Genomic DNA, 22,183 nt, shown 5'->3' on the forward strand with positions numbered 1-22,183 from the left:
TAATTTATGAAATTTCAGCAGGGAAAGTAATCACTTTTTCCAATTTCATCTGATTGGTTGCAATCATCAACAAGCGATCAAGACCCAGGGCAATACCCGAACATTCCGGCATTTGTGGCAATGCCGCCAGCAAATACTCATCAATCGGCATGACATGCAAGCCAAGCGCTGCCCGTTCTGCATTATCTGCTTCAAAGCGGGAACGCAAAACTTCAGCATCAATCAGCTCATCATAAGCATTGGCCAGTTCCAGCCCTTCTATATACAGCTCGAAACGGGCAGCAACCAGCTCCCCATCTTCATCGATTCTGGTTTTAGCCAATGATGCCAGTTCCGGTGGGAAATCTGTCAGAAATACAGCCGCATCGAAACCCAGGCTTGGCTCGACCATATGCGAGAATAAAAGGTCGATATACCCTAAACGGTCATCCCCCAAGTCCAGATTGAGACCTACCCTGCGACAGCAATCTTTGAGTTGCTGCAAAGTGGCCTGTAAAGGATTGAGATCCAGGCGATCCATAAAGGCATGTTTATAGCTGAGCACAGTGGGGCGGATTTCTCCAAAACGTGCCTTAAGCGTCACATTTAACAGATCTGTCACTTCAAACATCAGATCTTTCAGACTAAAGGCCGGACGATACCATTCCAGCATGCTGAATTCACTATTGTGCTTGCGGCCGTGTTCATCATCCCGAAACACCTTACAGATCTGGTAAATCGGTCCACTACCACTCGCCAATAAACGTTTCATGGCAAATTCAGGTGAGGTCTGTAGATAATGTGTGCCGAGCTTACCCATGACATGACGCTGGGCCTGAATCGAAGCCAGGTGCACATCGGTCACACCAGCCTGAGATAAAATCGGGGTTTCTACTTCCAGCACGTCACGTTCAGCAAAAAACTGACGGAGCTGGGCATACATGTTGGCACGTGCTTTAATGGCTTTTAAGTCGCAGGTCGGTTGATAAGATACAATCTGACTCATGCCTTTGGCCCTCCATGAGCGGCCCATTCACGGCGTAAAGGATAAGTCTTGCGTAAATGATCAAATGCTTTCTGATCGACTTTGCCATCTTTTAAACAGGCACGCAGATTGGTATCATCACGGGCAATATCATAGATCTGGGTTAAATGCTGTTGTAGCGCCAGTTTTAAATCCTGGTTCTGGAAAAACTGTACACAGACAGGCAACTGGCTTTCAAACTGCTTATTAATCTCAAAGCCAAAAGTCTGGCAAAATGCCTCGTAAATCATTTGAGTACCGCGTGCCTTACCTTCCAGACTATAACCTGCAATATGCGGCGTCACCAAAGTAATCAGATTCAGCAGCTGTTCAGAAATTTCCGGTTCATGCTCAAAGACATCCAGTACCACCTGACGTTGAGTTGCCTGAATATCAGCAATTAGCGCCGCTTCTTCAATGACTGGCCCACGCGCTGAATTAATTAAAATGGCTTCAGGTTTCATTTGTCCAAGAGCATTAGCATTAATTAAATGATAAGTTGGATGCTGACCTGTTTTGGTTAAAGGTACATGAATGGAAATGGCATCTGCAGTTTTTAGCAGTTGTTCAAATTCAACCTGATGAACCTGATCGCGCTGCACAAAGGGATCGTAGGCAATCACATTCCAGTCCAGCAATTTGGCCATTGTTGCCAAACGCGAACCGACATTTCCTAGACCAATAATGCCCAAGGTGAATTCTTTATTTGCATTGATCAATTGGGGTTGTAAATATAATAAAGCCGTAATCACATATTCAGCCACTGCCTGTGCATTACAGCCGGGCGCATTGCTCCAGCGGATGTTCTGTTGTTCTAGTGCAGCAATGTCCAGATGATCTGTACCAATGGTGGCACTGCCGACGAATTTAATCTGACTGTCCTGTACGAATGCTGCATTGACTTTGGTCACGGAACGGACCAATAAAGCCTCGGCATCTTTTACATCTTCCGAAGTGAGAGTTCTTCCTGCACGATGCTGAATATCGCCAAATTCTGCAAAGAAATAATCGGTAAATGCCAGATTTTCATCTGCGACAATTTTCATAATCTGTTCCAATGACTGAATCTGTCTATCATACCGCGTCAACCGGAATGTGACTATTTTCACTCAAGCTTTAGATGAATTCTTGCAAACATAGAGATATAAAAAATGCCGAAGTCAAACATCACTTCGGCAAAGGAGTGTAATTGGAGTAAGAAAATGACGCAAGGTTAGGCGATTGAAAGCCATACCCTGCACGAAAAAGTTTCCTTTTTTAATTGGAGAATGCAGCAATACCTGTTTGCGCACGACCTAGAATCAAGGCGTGTACATCATGGGTCCCTTCATAAGTGTTGACCACTTCCAGATTCACCAGATGACGAGCTACACCAAATTCATCAGAGATCCCGTTACCACCCATCATGTCACGCGCTAAACGGGCAATGTCTAAAGCTTTACCACAGTTATTACGCTTGATCAGTGAAGTGCCTTCTACTGAAGCAATGCCTTCGTCTTTCATACGGCCAAAACGTAAAGCCACTTGTAGACCTAATGCAATTTCAGTTTGCATGTCTGCCAGTTTTTTCTGGATCAGCTGATTCGCAGCCAATGGACGGCCAAACTGTTTACGGTCCATGGTGTATTGATGCGCTGTATGCCAACAGAATTCAGCTGCACCCATCGCACCCCAGGCAATACCATAACGGGCACTGTTCAGACAGGTAAATGGACCTTTTAGACCACGAATTTCCGGGAACGCGTTTTCTTCTGGAACAAAAACATTGTCCATCACGATTTCACCGGTAATCGAAGCACGCAGACCGACCTTACCGTGAATCGCTGGTGCAGAAAGCCCTTCCCAGCCTTTTTCTAAAATAAAGCCACGAATATCACCCACATTACCTTCAGGAGACACTTCTTTCGCCCAAACCACAAAGACATCAGCAATCGGACTGTTGGTAATCCACATTTTCGCGCCCGTCAGACGGTAACCACCATCGACTTTTTTGGCACGAGTAATCATGCTGCCCGGATCTGAACCATGATCTGGTTCAGTCAGACCGAAACAACCGATATATTCACCGGTCGCCAGTTTTGGCAAATATTTCTGTTTCTGTTCTTCAGAACCAAATTCATTGATGGGCACCATCACCAGAGAACTTTGCACGCTGGCCATAGAACGGTAACCCGAATCTACACGTTCTACTTCACGAGCAATCAGACCATAGCTGACATAGTTTAAACCTGCACCGCCGTATTGCTCAGGAATGGTTGGACCCAGCAGACCCAGTTCACCCATTTCACGGAAAATCGTTGGATCGGTTTTTTCATGACGGAACTGCTCTAATACACGCGGCTGTAACTGTCCCTGACAGTACGCATGCGCGCTGTCACGGATCATGCGTTCTTCTTCAGTCAGTTGCTGTTCCAGTAAAAATGGATCCTGCCAGTTAAAATAGACTTTGCTGGTTTTTTTCGTATCGACCATTTGATTCATAATATTCCCTGCCAATCCTTCATCTATTAGATGATGTTGTTTTATCCTTCAGATTGACTCTAGGCATGAATCATGACTTGTTCAAACAATAAATTTGCATGTAGCTATGCACTTTATGCATACCTTATATAAGTTGCTATTTCTAGAAATTATTTTCATAGCTAATTTGCCTATTTTTTATACCAAAGTCGTATAGTAGTATTAGATTGATATACCATTTATTGATATCTGACCATTTTAAGTTCAAGGAGGAACAGGTGCGTAGAAAAATACCTTCCCTGCAAGCGCTGATCTGTTTCGAAACTGCTGCACGTCATGCCAGTTATACCTATGCTGCACAGGAACTGTTTTTAACCCAAAGTGCAGTTTCACGCCAGATCCAGCAACTGGAGGAGTATTTAGGCACGGCTTTATTTACCCGTACGCGGCATGGTGTAGAACTCAATCATGCTGGACAGCAATATTTAAAAAGTATCACTCCGCATCTCAAAGGACTGGAACAGTCAACACTGGATGTCATTACGCATCAAGGGCGCGGCGGTACTTTAAAACTGGGCGTAGTGCCTACGTTTGCGACTCGCTGGCTATTACCTAAACTCCAGAGCTTTAATCGGCTGTATCCTGAAATTACGATACATCTGGAAACCAGCACCCGCCCTTTTCTGTTTCAGGAACAGATTTTCGATGCTGCTATTTATGCAGGAACACCTCAACAGGTCGAACAATGGCCTGGTACGCATAGCCATTTTCTAATGCATGAAGATGTAGTTGCTGTCTGTGCACCTGACCTGATTCAACAGTATTTTCCCGATGCACAAAAGATTAATGACTACAGCTATGACTTAAGTGCTGAACAACTGGTTCAACTCCCTTTATTACAGCAAACCACCCGGCCGAATATCTGGGAAGACTGGTTCAAGCTACATCAGATCCAACATCCATATCCTTTGCAGGGGCAACGACATGAACTGTTTTCTATGCTCGCTGTAGTGGCTAGCCATGGCATGGGAATGGCCTTGATCCCGCAAATGCTAATTGAAAAAGAATTAAAGCGACAGGAATTGGTGCTGGTATCCAGTAAGACCTTAGAAAAGAAACGAGGCTATTATCTGGTCCATTCCAGTCAGGAAAGCTCACCGCTGATTGAAAAATTTGTTGCATGGATACAACAGGAAATTCAGGGCAGCCTTCTATCTGAGTCTGACCTATAAACCCCAATGATCAGACAATAAAAAACCCCAATCAATGATCGGGGTTTTTCGTATCTGGCGGAAGCGGTGAGATTCGAACTCACGGAGGGGTATAAGCCCTCGTCGGTTTTCAAGACCGGTGCATTAAACCGCTCTGCCACGCTTCCATGGCCGCCATCATATAAATATTTCTGTTTCTTGGCAATAAATTTTCGCAAAACTTCTGTAAAAATCAGTTCATTCAGTCAAAAATCAGACGAAAATTTTAGAGTAGATAAAATTTTATACATAAGATTTAGGGGCTGATATTTTTATTTTCAGAATGAATTTAGCCTTAATGTTCACATCATTTTGAACAATGAAAATTTAAAATCATTTTAATGAGTTAAAAATAAAAACCCCGATCAATGATCGGGGTTTTCGTATCTGGCGGAAGCGGTGAGATTCGAACTCACGGAGGGGTATAAGCCCTCGTCGGTTTTCAAGACCGGTGCATTAAACCGCTCTGCCACGCTTCCATGGCCGCCATCATATAAATAAAAATTGCGCTTGGCAAATATTTTTCCAATTTCTCTGCATCAACTGCACAAAATAAAATCAATTTCATTAATCTTCTGAATTTTCTGGCTTTTCATAGCGAATTGAATTGATAAACCAGAGTTTCTTGCCGGATGGTGTCATCACCTCAGCTTCATCATCCACTGACTTGCCTAACAGGGCACGTGCCATGGGTGAATCAATCGAAATATGCTGCGGATGATGATCATAAATTTCATCGACGCCCACAATCCGAAGGCTCTTTTGCTCACCCTGTTCATTTTCAATTTCGACCCAGGCACCAAAATAAACTTTGCCTTCCTGTTCAGGAGAAAAATCAACAATTCGCAGCTCTTCCAGACGCTTGCCCAGATAACGAACCCGACGATCAATTTTACGTAAAAGCTGTTTGTTATACTGGTAATCTGCGTTTTCCGAACGGTCGCCGAGACTGGCTGCCCAGTTCACTTTTTTGGTAATTTCAGGACGTTCTTCATGCCAGAGATTTTTAAGTTCTGCCACCAATTTATCATGTCCACCACGGGTAATCAGGTTAGATTTCATGTATTTTAATTGCCAATTTTGAACCAGTTTTTAGACATTAAGAGCTTATTTTATTTGGAGTTTTAGGACAAGCCAGAATATGCAATTTTTTTCTTCAATAAATTTAATAACTTAAATTACATTTAAAAAATAAATTATGTACAAAATTTGACAATTCATTTTTTGATCTTTAATATGCACCCTACTTTTGGAATCGCTTATTTTTTAATCTATGTAGTTTTTCTACATATTTCCCGATCAATTTAGTCATTTTTGAATGACGTCATGACTGCCCAACCCTTATTGAATTTATCAAACTTTTAAAAGTTTCTGGCTAGTATTGGCTGTGATTTTTAGGGCATAAATTACTTGTAGCGGAGACAACATGCACAGTAGTTCAACCACTGGGTCGAGGCTTTGCCTTAGCTCTTTTATCTCTTCTCTCCCTGTAAAAGCACTGGTACTGAGTACGGCACTTATCCCCTTTCATAGTATCAATGCCACTAAAACCACACTTCAATATGATCATGTGGTCAATAGCAACAAACTCACCGTCGTCGCAGTTCAAAGTCCAACGACTGTGTTTCAGGATGGACAACATCAGCATGGTTTTGGTTATGACCTGGTTCGCAACTATGCCAACAGCCTGAATGTTAAGCTGGATTTTAAAACTGTTCCGGATAATGCCACGGCCCTGAAATGGGTAGCGCAGGGCAAAGCCAATCTGGCCATGACCACGACTGATCTGGGTACGATTGAACAACAGCGTTTAACGGCTTTTTCTGCCACTTGTGGTGATGAGTCTTCACTGGCCAGTAATGGACTGAATGCCAATCTGAATCTGGTATTTAAATCAGCCAGTGATCCCTTGAGTCAAACCGCCAGTGCTTTTGTATGTCAAGGCAAACAAAGCGGTGCGATCAAGCAGCTTGCATCCTTCTACAATCAGAATGTGGTAGAAGAACATTCTTGGGATGAAATTCAACAGGACCTGAACCAGCGCCTCCCCACATACAAGGCGAGCTTCCAGAAATCTGCTCAGCAGTACGATCTGGACTGGCACCTGCTCGCCGCGATCGGTTACCAGGAATCCTATCTAAAGCCAAACTCCGTATCTCCCACCGGTGTCCGCGGTCTGATGATGCTCACAAGCTCTACCGCAAAAGCGATGGGGGTTAGTAACCGGACAGACCCAGGCGAAAGTATTGATGGGGGTGCCAAATACTATGACCAGATGCTGAGCCGTTATGAACATATCCCTTATCCGGATCGTAACTGGTTTGCTTTAGTTGCCTATAACATGGGCCCAGGTGCTGTGAATCAGCTGCAAAAACGTATTCAGGCCCAAGGCAAGAATCCGAATAACTGGGTAAACCTGTATGCTTATCTGGAACAGAATAAAGCCAGTAATGGTCGTTACCGTCAGGCCCTGCAATACGTGACCCGTATCCGTGCCTATCTGGAACACATCAAGACTACTCCACAGCTGGTGAATATTTAAGCCTGATCAATTTAAATCTAGTTATTCAGCCATAAAAAAAGCTTACCTCAGGGTAAGCTTTTTTTGTTACTACAGCTTTTTAGATCAAGACTATTAAGCTGTGGTATTTTCAAGTACTTTCTTGAACAGGTCTTTTTGTGCTTGGCTTGGCTTCGCTGTTTGCAATGCCATCAATTGAGACATATCGCCTTGCACCTTGATTTTACCTGTCATGAAGGCTTGCATTGCAGCCGCCATATCAAACTCAAGGAAAACTTTACGTAAGGTTTCACCATCCATGTTCAATGTTGTTTTCGCATTTGGAGATAAACCTTTTTTAATCGCGCCACCTTCCAAAGATAATTCTGTATTACCTGTAGTGTCTGCAACGACCAAATTAATTGCCAGATTCGCCAAAGCAGGTGGCAAATCCAAATCACCAGCTTGTGCAGTGAGCGTGTCTACAGTCGAAAACCAATCATCAGTTAAAAAAGCAGGCATGATCTTTCCTCAATTTATTTATTCATTTGTGTCGACTATCCAGACGACATCAGGTTGAAGCTATTATGCTTGTGACTTGTTATAACATGATCATTATGGCAAAGGCTAACGAATTTTGTACGCACCGTTCAATTTTTATAGTTCTTATCTTGTGTTATTTTTGATTCAGGCATCGGCCGTAGCCCATGCCTGTATCGGCTTAACTTTATATAGGTCGATTAGTCCGCTGCAAAGCCCAAATTGACCATATTGATGCGGCGGTTCTCACCTTCTACCGCCTCTTCAGTTGAACAGCTGCCTTTGAAATCGAATTCGCGCTGGCTATCCAGAATTTCAAAATCAAATAATTCGCGGTCAACTAACTGAGATGGTGAAACATTTTGCAAGGCACCAAAGATGCTGTGCAGACGTTTTGGATGTGCATTATCCCATTCACGTAACATGTCATTGATAATGGCACGTTGAAGATTTTCCTGAGAGCCACATAAATTACATGGAATAATTGGAAATTGACGCATCTGTGCATATTTGATGATGTCTTTTTCTTCCACATAGGCCAATGGACGAATCAGGATATTCTTTTTGTCAGAAGACAGCAGTTTTGGCGGCATGGCTTTCAGGCTGCCCCCATGGAACAGGTTCAGGAAGAATGTTGCCAAAATATCATCACGGTGATGACCCAGCGCCACTTTAGTCGCCCCAATTTCCTGAGCAAAACCGTACAAAGAACCACGGCGCAGACGTGAACATACTGCACAGTAAGTCTTACCTTCCGGTGTCAGTTTTTTGGTAATGCTGTAGGTATCTTTTTCCAAGATGTAATACGGAATGTTATTTTCTTCTAAATAACGCGGTAATACATCTTCCGGGAAACCGGGCTGTTTCTGGTCCAGGTTAACCGCCACCACATCAAAGTTGATTGGTGCAATGCGTTTAAACTGAAGGAGGATATCAAGCAAGGTATAACTGTCTTTACCACCAGAAATACACACCATGACCTTGTCGCCGTCTTCAATCATCTTGAAGTCGCGAATGGCATGTCCGACCTGGCGGCGAAGCTTCTTCAACAAACGGTAGTAGGCAGAGCTTGTTGGCAGTTCAGGTTTGAAATTAAATCCTTGCTCGGATTCAACTGGCGAGTACATAGACGAGAATAACCCATAAATAGAAATACCGCGCAATTTTAGCTGATTCGGTTCCGTATCGCATCAAAAGAATTTATTTTCATACAAATGCCATATTAGTTTCATTTTCATGTTTTATTTAGATTGATATATTGAACGATTTAGTTCAATTTTTAAGCGAGATGCTTATCTTTTGGACTTTTCCACAGTTGTCCACAAAAGCTGTGGATAACTTTGTGGATTGAAATGGACTTGACAACTTGTTCACCTCAAAATTTAAGGCTTTTCTTTAAATTGATCATTTTTTAATCAATTTATTTTATAATTAAAATCAATAACTTAAAGCTGTCAACCCTAAGGTTTTAAATTAAATAAAAAAAATATTTTAATGTTCAAAATATTGACAGCTGTTCCCGTTTACATACTCGTTTATAAATGCAGCGTATAAGGCTGTGCATTACGTAATTTTTTGTTAAACTCATCCATGAATTTTTCTAGCTTATTATTTATCAAATATAAACAATGAAAATAAAGACGTATTTCTTGGGGTGTCAACTGATCGGTAGCTTGCTTATGCTGGGCTGCAGTCATTTGGTGTATGCCGGCGAAACCATCTATCAGTTGCGTGATAAAAACGGCAGTACCTTATTGACCAATAAGAAGAGCCGTTATAATCATCTTCAGGTCGAAAAGAAGACTTATTATCCGGATAGCAATATTCATAGCTATAGTAACTGGGGCAGCAGCGAGTCGTCAGTTTTGCCTAGCTATAGCAAGAATAAGAACGCTTTTGATTCGATCATTCGTCAGGCCGCCCAGACTTATGGTGTGTCTGAAGGCTTAATTAAAGCAGTCATGCATACTGAATCCGGCTTTAATACCCATGCCCGCTCCCCTGTGGGTGCACAAGGTTTGATGCAGCTGATGCCGGCCACAGCACGTCGCTTTAATGTCAGCAATGCCTATGATCCTCATCAGAACATTATGGCGGGTGCTAAATATCTGGCCTGGTTATTAAAGCGTTTTAATGGCAATACCAGCCTGGCACTGGCGGGCTATAATGCCGGTGAAGGCAATGTCAGCAAATATGGTGGAATCCCGCCTTTCCGGGAGACTCAGGATTATGTACGCCGTGTGACCAGCCGTTATCAAAATCTGTATACTCATGGCCTGAGTGCAAGTACAACCACGTCTAGCACATCATCCAGTGAAGGTCGCATCATTGCCAGTTCAGCGAACTACTCCAATGATAGCAGCAGTACTTCACACATTCAGGCAGCCAAGTATCAGCGTCAGATTATTATGAATTCTGATGGCAGTTATACCGATGCACCGATGGGTTCTTATGCAACGGCGAATGCAACAGCAGCAGCTAAAATTTATTTAAGTGAATAAATAAATCAAAATCATTTGATTCTAAATAGCCTTAGCGAAAATGCAGCAAAAAATAAAGCTGTGTTTTGTGATCTAGGGCCATTTTTTTTCTTGAATTTTTAGTCATTTCACCCCATATTGATTTCAATGATTTTCATTTGCTAATCAGATTATTTTTTTATAATAAGAGGATTTCTCAATGATGCGGATTGGTTTGTTCTTGCTAACCAACCTCGCGGTACTGGTTGTAGCTGGCATTATCCTGTCACTCTTCGGTGTCGGTAGTTACCATGGCGCGGGTGGCTTGAATCTAGGCAACCTGTTGGTGATCTGTTTTGTGTTCGGTATGGTGGGATCACTGATTTCCCTGTTCATGTCTAAATGGATGGCGAAAAAAACAACCGGTACTGAACTGATTGACCCAAATGCCCCTCGTAACCAGGCAGAAGCATGGTTATTACAAGAAGTTGCGCAACTTTCTCAGCGCGCTGGCATTAAAATGCCGGAAGTGGGTATTTTCCCATCTTATCAGTCAAATGCCTTTGCAACAGGCTGGAACAAGAACGATGCGCTCGTGTCTGTGTCCACGGGTCTGCTTGAACGCATGAATAAAGACGAACTTCGTGCGGTACTGGCACACGAGATTGGTCACGTTGCCAATGGCGATATGGTGACACTGGCCTTGATCCAAGGTGTAGTCAACACATTTGTCATGTTCTTTGCCCGTGTAGTTGGCGACTTTGTAGACCGTACGATCTTCGGTCGTGAAGAAGGTGAGGCACCGGGTATTGGCTATTTTGTGATTACCATTGTGCTGGATATCGTATTTGGTATTATGGCTTCAGCGATCGTGCTGTGGTTCTCACGCTACCGTGAGTATCGTGCTGATGAAGCAGGTGCACGTTTGGCAGGCAAACAGGCGATGATTTCAGCGTTATTACGTTTACAGGCGGAATCAGAAATGCCGGATACTATGCCGAAAGAAATGAAAGCCTTTGCAATTTCTGCTGGTCAGGAACAAGGTTTTAGTCTGGCGGCACTGTTCCAGACTCACCCAACGATTGAACAACGTGTTGCTGCTTTGCAACAACTCGATTGCCCTTAAGCAACGCATTGATTGCTTGATAGAAAAAAGCCTGCATTTGCAGGCTTTTTTATTAAGTTTAGGTTTATAAACCTTCAGGCTTTAAACCATTGAAAGAGCTGCATTGTGCCCCAGCCAATGGCCATAATTAACAGAATCAAAAAGAAAGTTCCTAAGATATCTGGTAGATGAATCCAGATCCAGGCCACCACAGGATTACGCCAGAAAGCAGATTGCTGTTGTCTGCGTTCCAAACTTTCATGCAGAAATGGATGTACCACATGATGATCGGTACGGATCTGGTATTCGTCCCGGATATGCTGATGCACAATATCCAGTGCCTTACGGCTAGGACGAATAAAAATATCAAATATTGTTCCTGCTACAGGAATAAAGCCGACCACAGCATCCATGACGGCCATTTTCAGGACTGGCTTTAATTTTTCACTTGGCACCCCGATCTGACGGGCTTTATAAATCGCATAACTGGTCAATACAAAACCTGCGATATCTCCAGCTACCGGAATGGTACTCAAAGCAGCATCTGCCCCGACGCCCTGCTTGGTAAATGGAATCCGTACCACCGAATCCATCATATTGGCAAACTTGGCCAGATCCCGCTCCAGACGAATGACATCCTGTTGGCTCAATTTATTTTTTTGTCCGGGATCAGGCATAGGTTCTTCCAGAAATGAAGCTGATGTAATTGAGCATAAAGTATTTTTTCTATTTAAGCTGTAATTGCTAGGTATTTAAAACAATAATTGAGAGGCAATAAACAAGTAAATAATCACCCCAGTGGCATCACAAATCGACGTTACCAGCGGTGCTGATGCACTGGCTGGGTCCATTTTCAGCTTGTTGAGAATAAAGGGTAAACTCATGCCAATCAGACAGCCCATCAGCACAATACCTAACATACTTAAAGCAAGTACGATGGCGACCATCCAGTCACCTCGAATATAACCCAAGATTGATACAGCAATGGCCATCGTTCCACCCAGACATAACGCAACCAGGGATTCACGACCCAGCAGGCTAAACCAGTCCTTAAACTGCACATTGCCTGTTGCCAAGGCACGCACCATCAAGGTGGCAGATTGCGAACCAGCATTCCCGCCGCTTCCCACCAACAATGGCAAGAAAAATACCAGCACAATATGGGTGGAAATAATATCTTCAAAATGGGCAATTCCGATTCCGGAGAGCAGACTGCCAAACACCAGAATGACCAGCCAGAATACCCGTTTTTGATACAATCTGAGAATCGGTGCGGTTTTCAGACTCAGTTCATTCAAAGGCGTCACTGCACCGGATTTTAAAATATCTTCAGTACTTTCTGCCTCTGCAATATCCATGGCATCATCATAGGTAATAATCCCGACCAGCTTCTGGGTCGCGTCGACCACTGGCAAGGCAATAAAATCATAATAGGCCAAGGTACGGGCGACCTGCTCCTGATCCTCATCCACCGTGGCATAGACTACATCTGTGGTCATGACCTCATTAATGGTAGCATCCGGCCGTGCCTGAATAATTTGCCTTAAGGAAATTACGCCGAGCAGATGCTGTTTCTCATCCACGATATAGATCAGATATAAAGTGTCATGATTCCCCGCAATATCACGTAGCGTTTCAATCGCCTCCGTCATGCTCAGTTCGGGAGCAAGCGTGACGAAGTCTGAACTCATTAATGCACCGGCTGTTTCTTCCGGATAAGCATGCAGCTCTCGCAGGGTTTGTAGCGACTGGGTAGATAATTTTCCAAGTAACTGCTGCTGCACTTCACAGGGCATCTGCTTGTATAAATCAATGAAGTCATCGGAATGCATGGCATCCATCAGACTGGCCAGTTGCTCCAGAGGAAATTGATAGGCCAGCTGGATTTGCATGGCCAGTGGTAAGTACTCCAGTACTTCTGCCTGACGTTCCAGCTGCTTGAAATGGTGACAGCGTTCTGCTGGTCCAAGCTCAGACAAAATTCTGGCCTGATCGGCAATATTTAGCTTTTGTAGAAGCTGATGAATATTATTTTCCCCTGTCAGCAGAGTCTCATGAAGTTGCTGTATTTTTTCTTGGTACTGCATTTCCCTACCATCATTCCATGCAGGTATGAAACATACCCGCCCTAGAGTGAGTATTCCTCATTTTCCTGATTGATTTGTATAACTTTATTTGTTGCTTTGACACGAAACAGGTTTCGGATTAACACATACATAAACGGGATAAAGAATAATACCAAAATAGTTGCAAAAATGACCCCGCCCAAAACGCTGGCACCAATTTCCTGACGGCTGATCGCACTGACCCCAGAAGCAAAAATCAAAGGAATCACTCCCGCAGCAAAAGCAATAGAAGTCATGAGAATAGGCCGTAAGCGCAAACTTGCTCCTTCTAAGGCTGCAGCTATAGCTGTTTTTCCTGCTTTCTCTGCCTGTGCAGCAAACTCCACAATCAGAATGGCATTTTTACAGGACAGACCAATCGTCGTCAGCAAGGCAATATGAAAAAAGATGTCATTGGCGAAACCAAAGACCCAGCAAAATAAGATACTGCCGCCTACGCCCAATGGAATGGCACTGATCACGGCCGCAGGAATGGTCCAACTTTCATATAAAGCGGTTAAACACAGGAAAATAAAGGCAATCGAAATCACATAAAGAAAAATCGCCTGACCGCTGCTACGCTTTTCTTCCAATGCGGCTCCGCTCCAAGCCAGATTCACACCTTCCTGGGCATCTACCAATGCTTCAACATCCTGCATGGTCTGACTGGAAAACTTGTCCTTTGGAATCCCGGCATAGACTGGAACAGCGTTATAGCCCATATAGCGGTTAATACTGTTCGGCCCGCCCTGCCAATTCAGACTGCTAAACTGGTTAAATGACAGCATTTCACCTTTTTGATTGCGTACATGCCAGAAGGCCAGATCTTCAGGTTTGGAACGGTATTCTGCTTCACCCTGCATAATCACACGTTTAATCTGCCCGCGATCAATAAAGTCATTGATGTAAGTTCCACCCCACGCTGCGGCCAAAGTACTGTTTACATTTTGCTGAGGAATGGAATGCTTTAACACGCGTTCTGCATCAAGTTTGATATTCAGCTCAGCACTTTCTTTGGGTTGGTCCAGCTGTAAAAATTCAATCGATGATTTGCCTTGGGCACGCGCTTCAATCTGGCCAAATGTCTCCTGTAATAATTCAGCTCCTTTATAATCCAGGTCTTGCAACCAGAAATCGACTACACGACCATTACTCGACATGGAAGGCGCCATAAAGAAAATTTGGGCATTGGCATGATTGGCAAAGTGTTTCTGTGCTCGATCGACAATGGCAAAGACCGAATCTTCAGGATTTTTACGTTCAGCCCAGTCTTTTAATACCACAAAGAGCTGCCCACGATACGGGCCTACACCAACGTTGTTGCCGCTATACCAGACGCCTACACTCTGAATGCGTTCTGATTCATGTTTCATTAAATAGTCTTGTACTTCACGCCCGACTTTTTCGACTTCTGAACGCGGTGCGTTGCCCGGCATGACGATCTGCCCCATGACAAAGCCCATGTCTTCGGTGGGCATCAAGCCTTCCGGCAAATGCTTATATACCCAGCCGAAGCCCATTATGCACACACCAAACAGTGCCAACATCATGAATTTCAATCGCATACTCCGAGCTGAAACTTTTTGGTAACCGGCATTGAGCTGATCCATGCCATGGTTAAAGCGCTGCGCCCAGCGAGTCTGATGATGTTTGCGTTTCAATAATTGTGCCGCAAATGTCGGGGTAATCACCAAGGCCACGAATAAAGACAGCAACATCGCTACCACCAAAGTGATGGAAAATTGACGATAAATCATCCCAGTGATGCTGCCAAAGAAAGCCATCGGGATAAATACTGCGGTAAGTACCAATGTAATACCGACCAGTGCCCCACTCATTTCCTGCATGGACTTTAAGGCAGCCGCCTTGGCATCCAGATATTCGTCCTGCATCAGGCGTTCAATATTTTCCACCACTACAATGGCATCATCGACTAGCAGACCGATGGCTAAAATCAGGGCAAATAAGGTAAAGCTATTCAGAGTCATACCCAAGACATACAGCACTGCAAAGGTCGCCAAAACTACAATCGGAATCGTAACGGCCGGAATAATCGTGGCACGCCAGTTTTGCAGGAAGATAAACATCACCACAATGACCAGAATAATGGCTTCAACCAGAGTTTTAGCTACCTGTTCAATTGAGCTGGTAATAAATGGAGTTTTGTCCATGGTCATTTGCAACTGGTAGTGCGGTGGCAAATTGGCCTGAGCGTTTTTTAATACGTCTTGAATCTGTTTGGACACGGCAATAGCATTACTCCGCGGCGCCAAAGTAATCGATAAAGCTGAAGAGAGCTGTCCGTTGGTATAGTTAATGTGGTTATAACTTTCTGCACCTAGTTCTACCCGTGCCACATCTTTTAAATACAGCAATGAACCGGAATCTGTGGTTTTAACGATGATATTTTCAAATTCTTTCACACTGCTTAAATGTGAACCGGCACTGACCTTGGCATTGAGATATTGATCCTGCATCGTCGGCAAACCACCAATTGCGCCTGAAGCCAGCGGTGCGTTTTGAGTTTCAATGGCATTGCGGATATCGCTTGGCATCAGGTTAAACTGCTGCAACTTATGCGGATTTAGCCAAATCCGCATGGCATAACCTGCACCGTACAGGTCAATTTCCCCTACACCTTCAATACGTGACAAACGCGGTTCTACATGCACCATCAAATAATCTGAAAGTTCGATAACGCTACTCTGCCCACTCTCATCATATAAACTTAATAGTGCAAACTGGTCATACCCTGATTTATAAACATTGACTCCGCCCTGCTGCGTCTCTTCAGGTAAGCGGCTCAATACACCATTCACGGCGTTTTGAACCTGTAACTGGGCTTGATCAAGATCGACTCCTGGCTCAAATTGCAGCGTAAGTTGGGCCCGTCCCACCGAACTGCTGGAGTGAAAAGTTTCCAGACCTTCAATGCCTTTTACCGCCTGTTCCAGAATCTGGGTCACCGATTGCTCAACTGTTTCAGCCGATGCACCACGATAACCTGCGGAAACGCCTAAAGCTGGCGTATCCATATTTGGCATATGTTCAATGGGAATTTTTTGAAGTGCAAATACCCCAAGCGCCATCATTAAAATTGCAATGACCGCTGCAAACTTGGGACGATAAATAAAAAAGCGCGACAACATAAATTAGAAATCCCCATCAAATGCATCTTTAGAATGCACACGCCATGAATAGATGATTTCTATAGCAATTTTCACACCATGCTTAAATTTAAGCCAATCTTTACCTTTTTATTTCCGATAAAAAAATCCCCGTTATAACGGGGATTTTAGAATGCTATATTCTCAATTGATATTATGTATGTGATTTCTTCATCGTCATTTGGCGAATTAAAACGTACATAAATGGAATAAAAATTAGCACCAGTATCGTTCCAAAGATCACTCCACCAAAAACACTGATTCCAATCTCACGACGACTGGCTGCACCAGCACCAAAAGCAAAGACCAGTGGCAGAATCCCAGCACCAAAGGCCAGAGATGTCATCAGGATCGGACGCAAGCGTAGCGAAGCACCTTCAAGTGCAGCTTCAACTACCGATTTACCTTTTTCCTGAGCCAATGCCGCAAACTCTACGATTAAAATTGCATTCTTACAGGACAGACCAATCGTGGTGAGCAAAGCAATCTGGAAGTAAATATCATTCGGAAAATCTGCCAGAAAACTGAAAATAATATTCCCACCAATCCCTAGAGGAATAGCGGACATGACCGCAGTCGGAATCGTCCAGCTTTCATATAAAGCGGCCAGGCACAGGAAAATGAAACCAATCGACACCAGATATAACCAGATTGCCTGATTACTGGATTGTTTTTCCTCAAAGGATAAACCGCTCCAGACCACGTCAATGCCATCCTGTTCTGCCACCAGATTTTCAACATCTTGCATCGCTTCACCAGAACTGGAACCTTTGACCATATCCGCTTGCATTTGCAGCGAGGTATAGCCCATAAAACGGTTGACCACCTCAGGACCACCACTCCAGTCCACCTGAGCGAAATTACTGAAAGGCACCATCTCGTTCAGGTCATTACGTACATGCCATTGCGCCAGATCTTCAGGTTTGGAACGGAATTCTGCATCGCCCTGCATAATCACCCGTTTAATCCGGCCACGATCAATAAAGTCATTAATATAATTACCCCCCCAGGCCGCTGAAAGCGTACTGTTGATTGCGGATTGACTCAGACCATTGGCCATCGCCTGTTTCTGGTCAATATTGACTTTCAGTTCGGCTTTTTCCGGATTGGAACGCTTATCCAGATTTTCAAAGCTACTATATTGAGCTGCTCCAGCCTGCATATTCTGGAACTGCTCTTCCAGATACTGACGGCCATTACCGTTAATATCACGAATCCAGAAATCCAGGCCGTCGGTTTGCCCTAAACCATTCACTGAAGCCGGCATGCTGATATTGACTTGAGCATCGCGGTTACTGCGAAAATGCTTCATAGCACGTTCACGAATCGCCTGCGCGGTATTTTCTTCTCCAGCACGGTCATCCCAATGCTTCAAGGCAACAAAACCGGTCGCCAGGTTCTGACCTGTACCTGAGAAGTTACGGCCATAACGTAGCATGACCAAGTCGATATTGTCCTTTTCTTCTTCCAGAAAATACTGACGAATCTGCTCACCGACCTGAATGGTGTTTTTCATTGGCGCGCCTTCCTGCAGCCGGATTTGCAGATTCAGAATACCCTGGTCTTCACTCGGCAAAAAGCTGGTGGGTAAGGCGCGATAAAATAAAGCAAATACGCAGAGCAATCCGGCAAACAGCACCAGACTAATGGCCTTATGTTGTAGAGTGACATTAGAAACTTTCAGATAACGATGCTTCAAACCATCCAGTTTCTGGTTAAACCAACTCGCCCACTTGGCAGGTTTTGGATTTGGTTTTAGAATCAGCGCACAAAGTGCAGGTGTCAGAATCAGTGCGACCATCAGCGACAGAGACATCGCTGCCACGAGCGTAATCGAGAACTGACGATAGATCACCCCGGTTGAGCCACCAAAAAATGCCATGGGAATAAAGACCGCGGTTAAAACCAGGGTAATCCCGATCAGTGCGCCGCTGATTTCCTGCATGGATTCCAGCGCTGCTTCTTTGGCTGTAAGCTGCTGCTCATGCATCAGACGTTCAACGTTCTCTACCACCACAATGGCATCATCGACCAGCAAGCCAATGGCCAGTACTAAGGCAAACAAAGTCAGCGTATTAATACTCAGTCCCAAAACATAAAGTACTGCCATGGTTCCGAGTAAAACTACAGGCACAGTTACAGTCGGAATTAAGGTGGCACGCCAGTTTTGCAGGAAGATAAACATCACGATGACGACCAGAATGACCGCCTCGAATAAAGTTTTAACGACTTCTTTAATCGATTCTTTAACAAACGGTGTATTGTCACGCGGATAGGCAATTTTATAGCCTTCCGGCAACTGCTGGGAGAGTCGCTCGATTTCAGCCTTGATCAGACTCGACGTCGCAATTGCATTGGCACCGGAGGCCAGTGAAATGCCCAGACCGGCAGAAGGATAGCCGTTGGTGGTGCTATATGACTGATAATTTTCCGCACCCAATTCAACCCGTGCAACATCTTTTAAGTAGATAAAGCTACCATCCCGGGCAGACTTCACAATAATATTTTCAAATTCTTCGACTGTTTTTAAACGGCTGCCTGATGTGACTTTGGCATTCAGATACTGATCATCGGCTGTTGGCAAGTCCCCAATTGCGCCGGCTGCCACTTGAGTATTTTGTGATTCAATCGCTGCCCGCACATCACTTGGCATCAGGTTATATTGTTTCAATTTTGCTGGATTCAGCCAGATGCGCATTGCGAACTGTGAACCAAAAACATCCACTTCCCCAATGCCATCAATTCGGGAAATATCCTGTTCCAGATGCGTGGTCAAATAATCAGACAGTTCAATATTGCTGCTACGCCGTGACTCATCATACAAACCGATGACCATATGGGTATCGCCAAGAGATTTGAAGACATTCACGCCCTGTCGCTGGACATCATCTGGCAAACGATTGAGAACCCCGTTAATCGCATTTTGAACCTGTACTTGTGCTGTATCTGGATCGGTACCATTTTCAAAACTGATGCTGATCCGGCTTCGACCTGAGGAATCACTGCTTGAGCTGAAATACAGCAAGCGGTCGATACCTTTAATTTGCTGTTCCAGCACCTGGGTCACGCTTTCTTCTACTGTTTCTGCAGATGCACCGGTATAGGTTGTTGCCACAGTAATACGAGGCGGTGCAATATCCGGATAACGTTCAACAGGTAAATTCATCACCGCAAAAAGTCCAATGGCCATGACTACAATGGCCAGCACACCTGCAAAAATAGGACGATGAATGAAAAACTTAGACAGCATAAGTCTGAATCACTTTGAATTTAATGAATTATGGAAAGCGTTGCATTATTGAGTCAGCTTAAGGATATTCAGGCAGTGGCCTAGAGAATGCAAGGCTTGATCACAGAAAAATATGTATAAAATTGAATCATGAAGAAAATATGAAGATTTTGCCTTTCATCTAGCTATTTCAACAATTTATAAGGTTATTATTTTTATTTTAGGCATAAAAAAACCCTGCTTGCGCAGGGTTTTTTTAGAATCGATTCAGAGCTGATTAAGCAGAGAATTGGTTCATTGTGTTTTTCGCATCGTCACCCGCTTTAAGCGCGTTGTCACCAGCGAAGATTTCTTTGTGGTCGTCACCGATGTCAGAACCAGCCATTGCTTGGTGTTTCACACAAGCGATACCACCGCGGATTTCTTTACGTTGTACGCCAGCAACATACGCCAACATACCTTCAGAACCGAAGTAACCTTGAGCAAGCTCGTGAGTAGAAAGAGCAGCTGTGTGATAAGTAGGCAGAGTGATCAAGTGGTGGAACACACCTGCTTCACGAGAAGCGTCTGCTTGGAATGTACGAACTTTTTCGTCAGCTTCAGCAGCCAATTCAGAATCATCGTACTCAGCGCTCATCAGTTTAGCGCGGTCGTATGCAGATACGTCTTTACCTTCAGCAACCCAACGGTCGTACGCTTGTTGACGGAAGTTCAGTGTCCAGTTGAATGATGGAGAGTTGTTGTAAACAAGTTTCGCATTTGGCACAACTTCACGTACACGGTTAACCATGTGAGCGATTTCAGCTACGTTTGGAGTCGCAGTTTCGATCCAAAGAAGGTCAGCACCGTTTTGTAAGCTAGTGATACAGTCAAGTACAACGCGGTCGATCTGAGTGCCTTCACGGAACTGGTACAAGCCAGAAGCAAGACGTTTAGGACGGTGAAGTTTACCATCACGTTTGATCAGGATTTCATCTTCTTGCGCTTCAGAGATGTCAATTTCTTGAGTGTCTAAGTAGCTGATGTATTGAGAAGCGATGTCGCCTGGCTCTTTAACCACTGGGATTTTTTGAGTCAAGTCAGCGCCTTCAGAGTCAGTACGTGCAACGATGATACCGTCGTCAAGACCCATTTCAAGGAATGCATAGCGAAGAGCGTGGATTTTCGCGATGAAGTCTTCGTGTGGAACTGTAACTTTACCAGCTTGGTGACCACATTGTTTCGCGTCAGAAACCTGGTTTTCGATTTGAAGTGCACAAGCACCCGCTTCGATCATTTTCTTAGCTAGTAAGTAAGTCGCTTCTTCGTTACCGAAACCAGCGTCGATGTCCGCAATGATTGGCACAACGTGAGTTTGGAAGTTGTCGATTTGTGAAGTGATTTCAGCAGCTTTAGCTGTATCACCAGCGTCTTGAGCTTTTTTAAGTGCGCGGAACAGGTCGTTCAGTTCTTTCGCATCAGCTTGACGTAAGAATGTGTAGATTTCTTCGATCAATGCAGGAACAGAAGTTTTTTCGTGCATAGATTGGTCAGGAAGAGGACCGAATTCTGAACGAAGTGCAGCAACCATCCAGCCAGAAAGGTAGATATAGCGACGTTCAGTTGTACCGAAGTATTTTTTGTTCGCAATCATTTTTTGCTGAGCGATGAAACCGTGCCAGCAGCCTAGTGATTGAGTGTATTTGCTAGAGTCTGCATCATAAGCAGCCATATCACGACGCATAATCGCCGCTGTATATTTAGCAATGTCTAAACCAGTTTTGAAACGGTTTTGAAGTTGCATACGCGCAGCATCTTCAGGACTGATGTCTGCCCAAGTGTTACCGAATTTCGCTTTTAATTCGCGGATTGCATCAATCGCTGTTTGGTATGTAGTCATGATATATTCCTGTATTAATATTAGGATTTTTCTGCAACGAACCGCTCAAATCACACCCTCAATGACTTGTTCAGATTTTCGACGATCCGTTGGGATAGCTAAAGATTAGTGGGCTTCGAAAAATTAATCCAATATTCTGCAAGAATTATCATTATTTATTTAAAAAATATGTAGATGAAAGTCTAATTATATATTGATCAATTTTTCATAAGTTATTGTATTTTATATTTTATTTTTGAATTTTTGAAATTGGATTTTGTCTAAAACATCAGCAATAAGAGCAAAAAATATTCATTAGACTTAAGTCTTGCAAGACTTTAGCAGCGCCTAATTTCAGCAATTTTTGTTTATTTTATGAGACTTAAAACCTAGAATACTTATTTCAAAGGAATTATTTTTCATTTATTTGTTGAAATATTTTTTATCAAACCTGGCACATTATTTGCTAATTCCCTCTGTTTTTCAGAAATACCTTTCTTTCGTTTT

15 protein-coding genes and 2 tRNA genes are annotated in these 22,183 nt (G+C 43.8%); 4 read left to right on the plus strand and 13 right to left on the minus strand.

The genetic code is table 11. The features are described from left to right. Window positions 1–4 precede the first annotated feature (4 nt). The 3 genes from epmA to FTU01_RS08970 form a co-directional block, all read right to left on the minus strand. Window positions 5–985 carry an EF-P lysine aminoacylase EpmA gene (gene epmA, locus FTU01_RS08960; RefSeq protein WP_180010624.1) on the minus strand — a complete coding sequence of 327 codons (981 nt, stop codon included), beginning with the start codon at window positions 983–985 and terminating at the stop codon, window positions 5–7. Next, a complete protein-coding gene (locus FTU01_RS08965) occupies window positions 982–2,049 on the minus strand; it encodes a 4-phosphoerythronate dehydrogenase (protein WP_180010622.1) in 1,068 nt (355 codons plus the stop codon). Before FTU01_RS08965 ends, epmA begins: the two co-directional genes overlap by 4 nt. 211 nt (window positions 2,050–2,260) lie before the next feature. Next, on the minus strand, window positions 2,261–3,484 hold the full coding sequence (locus FTU01_RS08970) for an acyl-CoA dehydrogenase (RefSeq protein WP_180138829.1): 1,224 nt from the start codon (window positions 3,482–3,484) through the stop codon (window positions 2,261–2,263). Between the two features lie 257 nt (window positions 3,485–3,741). Here FTU01_RS08970 and FTU01_RS08975 point away from each other — a divergent pair, with 257 nt between their 5' ends. Beyond that, entirely contained in the window at window positions 3,742–4,695 is a 954-nt protein-coding gene (locus tag FTU01_RS08975; RefSeq protein ID WP_180138831.1) for a LysR substrate-binding domain-containing protein, read from the plus strand. A gap of 55 nt (window positions 4,696–4,750) precedes the next feature. On the opposite strand, the gene FTU01_RS08980 is transcribed toward FTU01_RS08975, so the two are convergent. The 3 genes from FTU01_RS08980 to greB form a co-directional block, all read right to left on the minus strand. Beyond that, window positions 4,751–4,841 (minus strand) — tRNA-Ser (locus tag FTU01_RS08980). A gap of 260 nt (window positions 4,842–5,101) precedes the next feature. Then, window positions 5,102–5,192: transfer RNA gene (locus FTU01_RS08985), tRNA-Ser, on the minus strand. An 88-nt stretch (window positions 5,193–5,280) separates the two neighbouring features. Then, entirely contained in the window at window positions 5,281–5,775 is a 495-nt protein-coding gene (greB, locus tag FTU01_RS08990; protein WP_159123487.1) for a transcription elongation factor GreB, read from the minus strand. A 364-nt stretch (window positions 5,776–6,139) separates the two neighbouring features. Here greB and FTU01_RS08995 point away from each other — a divergent pair, with 364 nt between their 5' ends. Beyond that, window positions 6,140–7,255 carry a transglycosylase SLT domain-containing protein gene (locus FTU01_RS08995; protein WP_180069095.1) on the plus strand — a complete coding sequence of 372 codons (1,116 nt, stop codon included), beginning with the start codon at window positions 6,140–6,142 and terminating at the stop codon, window positions 7,253–7,255. Window positions 7,256–7,348: 93 nt separating this feature from the next. Here the strand turns inward: FTU01_RS08995 and FTU01_RS09000 are convergent, their stop codons facing one another. Together FTU01_RS09000 and ttcA are read right to left on the minus strand one after the other, a co-directional pair. Next, complete coding sequence (locus tag FTU01_RS09000; protein ID WP_004784757.1) at window positions 7,349–7,735, minus strand: SCP2 sterol-binding domain-containing protein; 387 nt, start codon at window positions 7,733–7,735, stop codon at window positions 7,349–7,351. A 218-nt stretch (window positions 7,736–7,953) separates the two neighbouring features. Beyond that, on the minus strand, window positions 7,954–8,880 hold the full coding sequence (gene ttcA, locus FTU01_RS09005; RefSeq protein ID WP_005236792.1) for a tRNA 2-thiocytidine(32) synthetase TtcA: 927 nt from the start codon (window positions 8,878–8,880) through the stop codon (window positions 7,954–7,956). A gap of 501 nt (window positions 8,881–9,381) precedes the next feature. On the opposite strand from ttcA, the gene FTU01_RS09010 reads away from it, so the two are divergent. Both FTU01_RS09010 and htpX read left to right on the plus strand, forming a co-directional pair. Continuing rightward, window positions 9,382–10,254 (plus strand): lytic transglycosylase domain-containing protein, encoded by an 873-nt coding sequence (locus FTU01_RS09010; protein WP_200228892.1) that lies wholly within the window; start codon window positions 9,382–9,384, stop codon window positions 10,252–10,254. Window positions 10,255–10,432: 178 nt separating this feature from the next. After that, window positions 10,433–11,338 (plus strand): protease HtpX, encoded by a 906-nt coding sequence (gene htpX, locus FTU01_RS09015; RefSeq protein ID WP_005236795.1) that lies wholly within the window; start codon window positions 10,433–10,435, stop codon window positions 11,336–11,338. Between the two features lie 74 nt (window positions 11,339–11,412). Here htpX and FTU01_RS09020 read toward each other — a convergent pair whose 3' ends face one another. The 5 genes from FTU01_RS09020 to FTU01_RS09040 form a co-directional block, all read right to left on the minus strand. Next, the gene (locus FTU01_RS09020) at window positions 11,413–11,994 is read right to left on the minus strand and encodes a DUF4112 domain-containing protein (protein ID WP_005236796.1); all 582 of its coding nucleotides are present in this window, start codon (window positions 11,992–11,994) and stop codon (window positions 11,413–11,415) included. Window positions 11,995–12,069: 75 nt separating this feature from the next. Continuing rightward, a complete protein-coding gene (gene mgtE / locus FTU01_RS09025) occupies window positions 12,070–13,404 on the minus strand; it encodes a magnesium transporter (RefSeq protein WP_159123485.1) in 1,335 nt (444 codons plus the stop codon). Window positions 13,405–13,445: 41 nt separating this feature from the next. Beyond that, window positions 13,446–16,571 carry an efflux RND transporter permease subunit gene (locus tag FTU01_RS09030; protein ID WP_180138833.1) on the minus strand — a complete coding sequence of 1,042 codons (3,126 nt, stop codon included), beginning with the start codon at window positions 16,569–16,571 and terminating at the stop codon, window positions 13,446–13,448. Window positions 16,572–16,743: 172 nt separating this feature from the next. Continuing rightward, the gene (locus tag FTU01_RS09035; protein WP_166137801.1) at window positions 16,744–19,839 is read right to left on the minus strand and encodes a multidrug efflux RND transporter permease subunit; all 3,096 of its coding nucleotides are present in this window, start codon (window positions 19,837–19,839) and stop codon (window positions 16,744–16,746) included. A 256-nt stretch (window positions 19,840–20,095) separates the two neighbouring features. Next, complete coding sequence (locus FTU01_RS09040) at window positions 20,096–21,697, minus strand: isocitrate lyase (RefSeq protein ID WP_159123482.1); 1,602 nt, start codon at window positions 21,695–21,697, stop codon at window positions 20,096–20,098. Window positions 21,698–22,183: the final 486 nt, after the last annotated feature.

It is taken from the genome of Acinetobacter sp. YH12043 (genome assembly GCF_013419915.1).
Lineage (GTDB): Bacteria > Pseudomonadota > Gammaproteobacteria > Pseudomonadales > Moraxellaceae > Acinetobacter.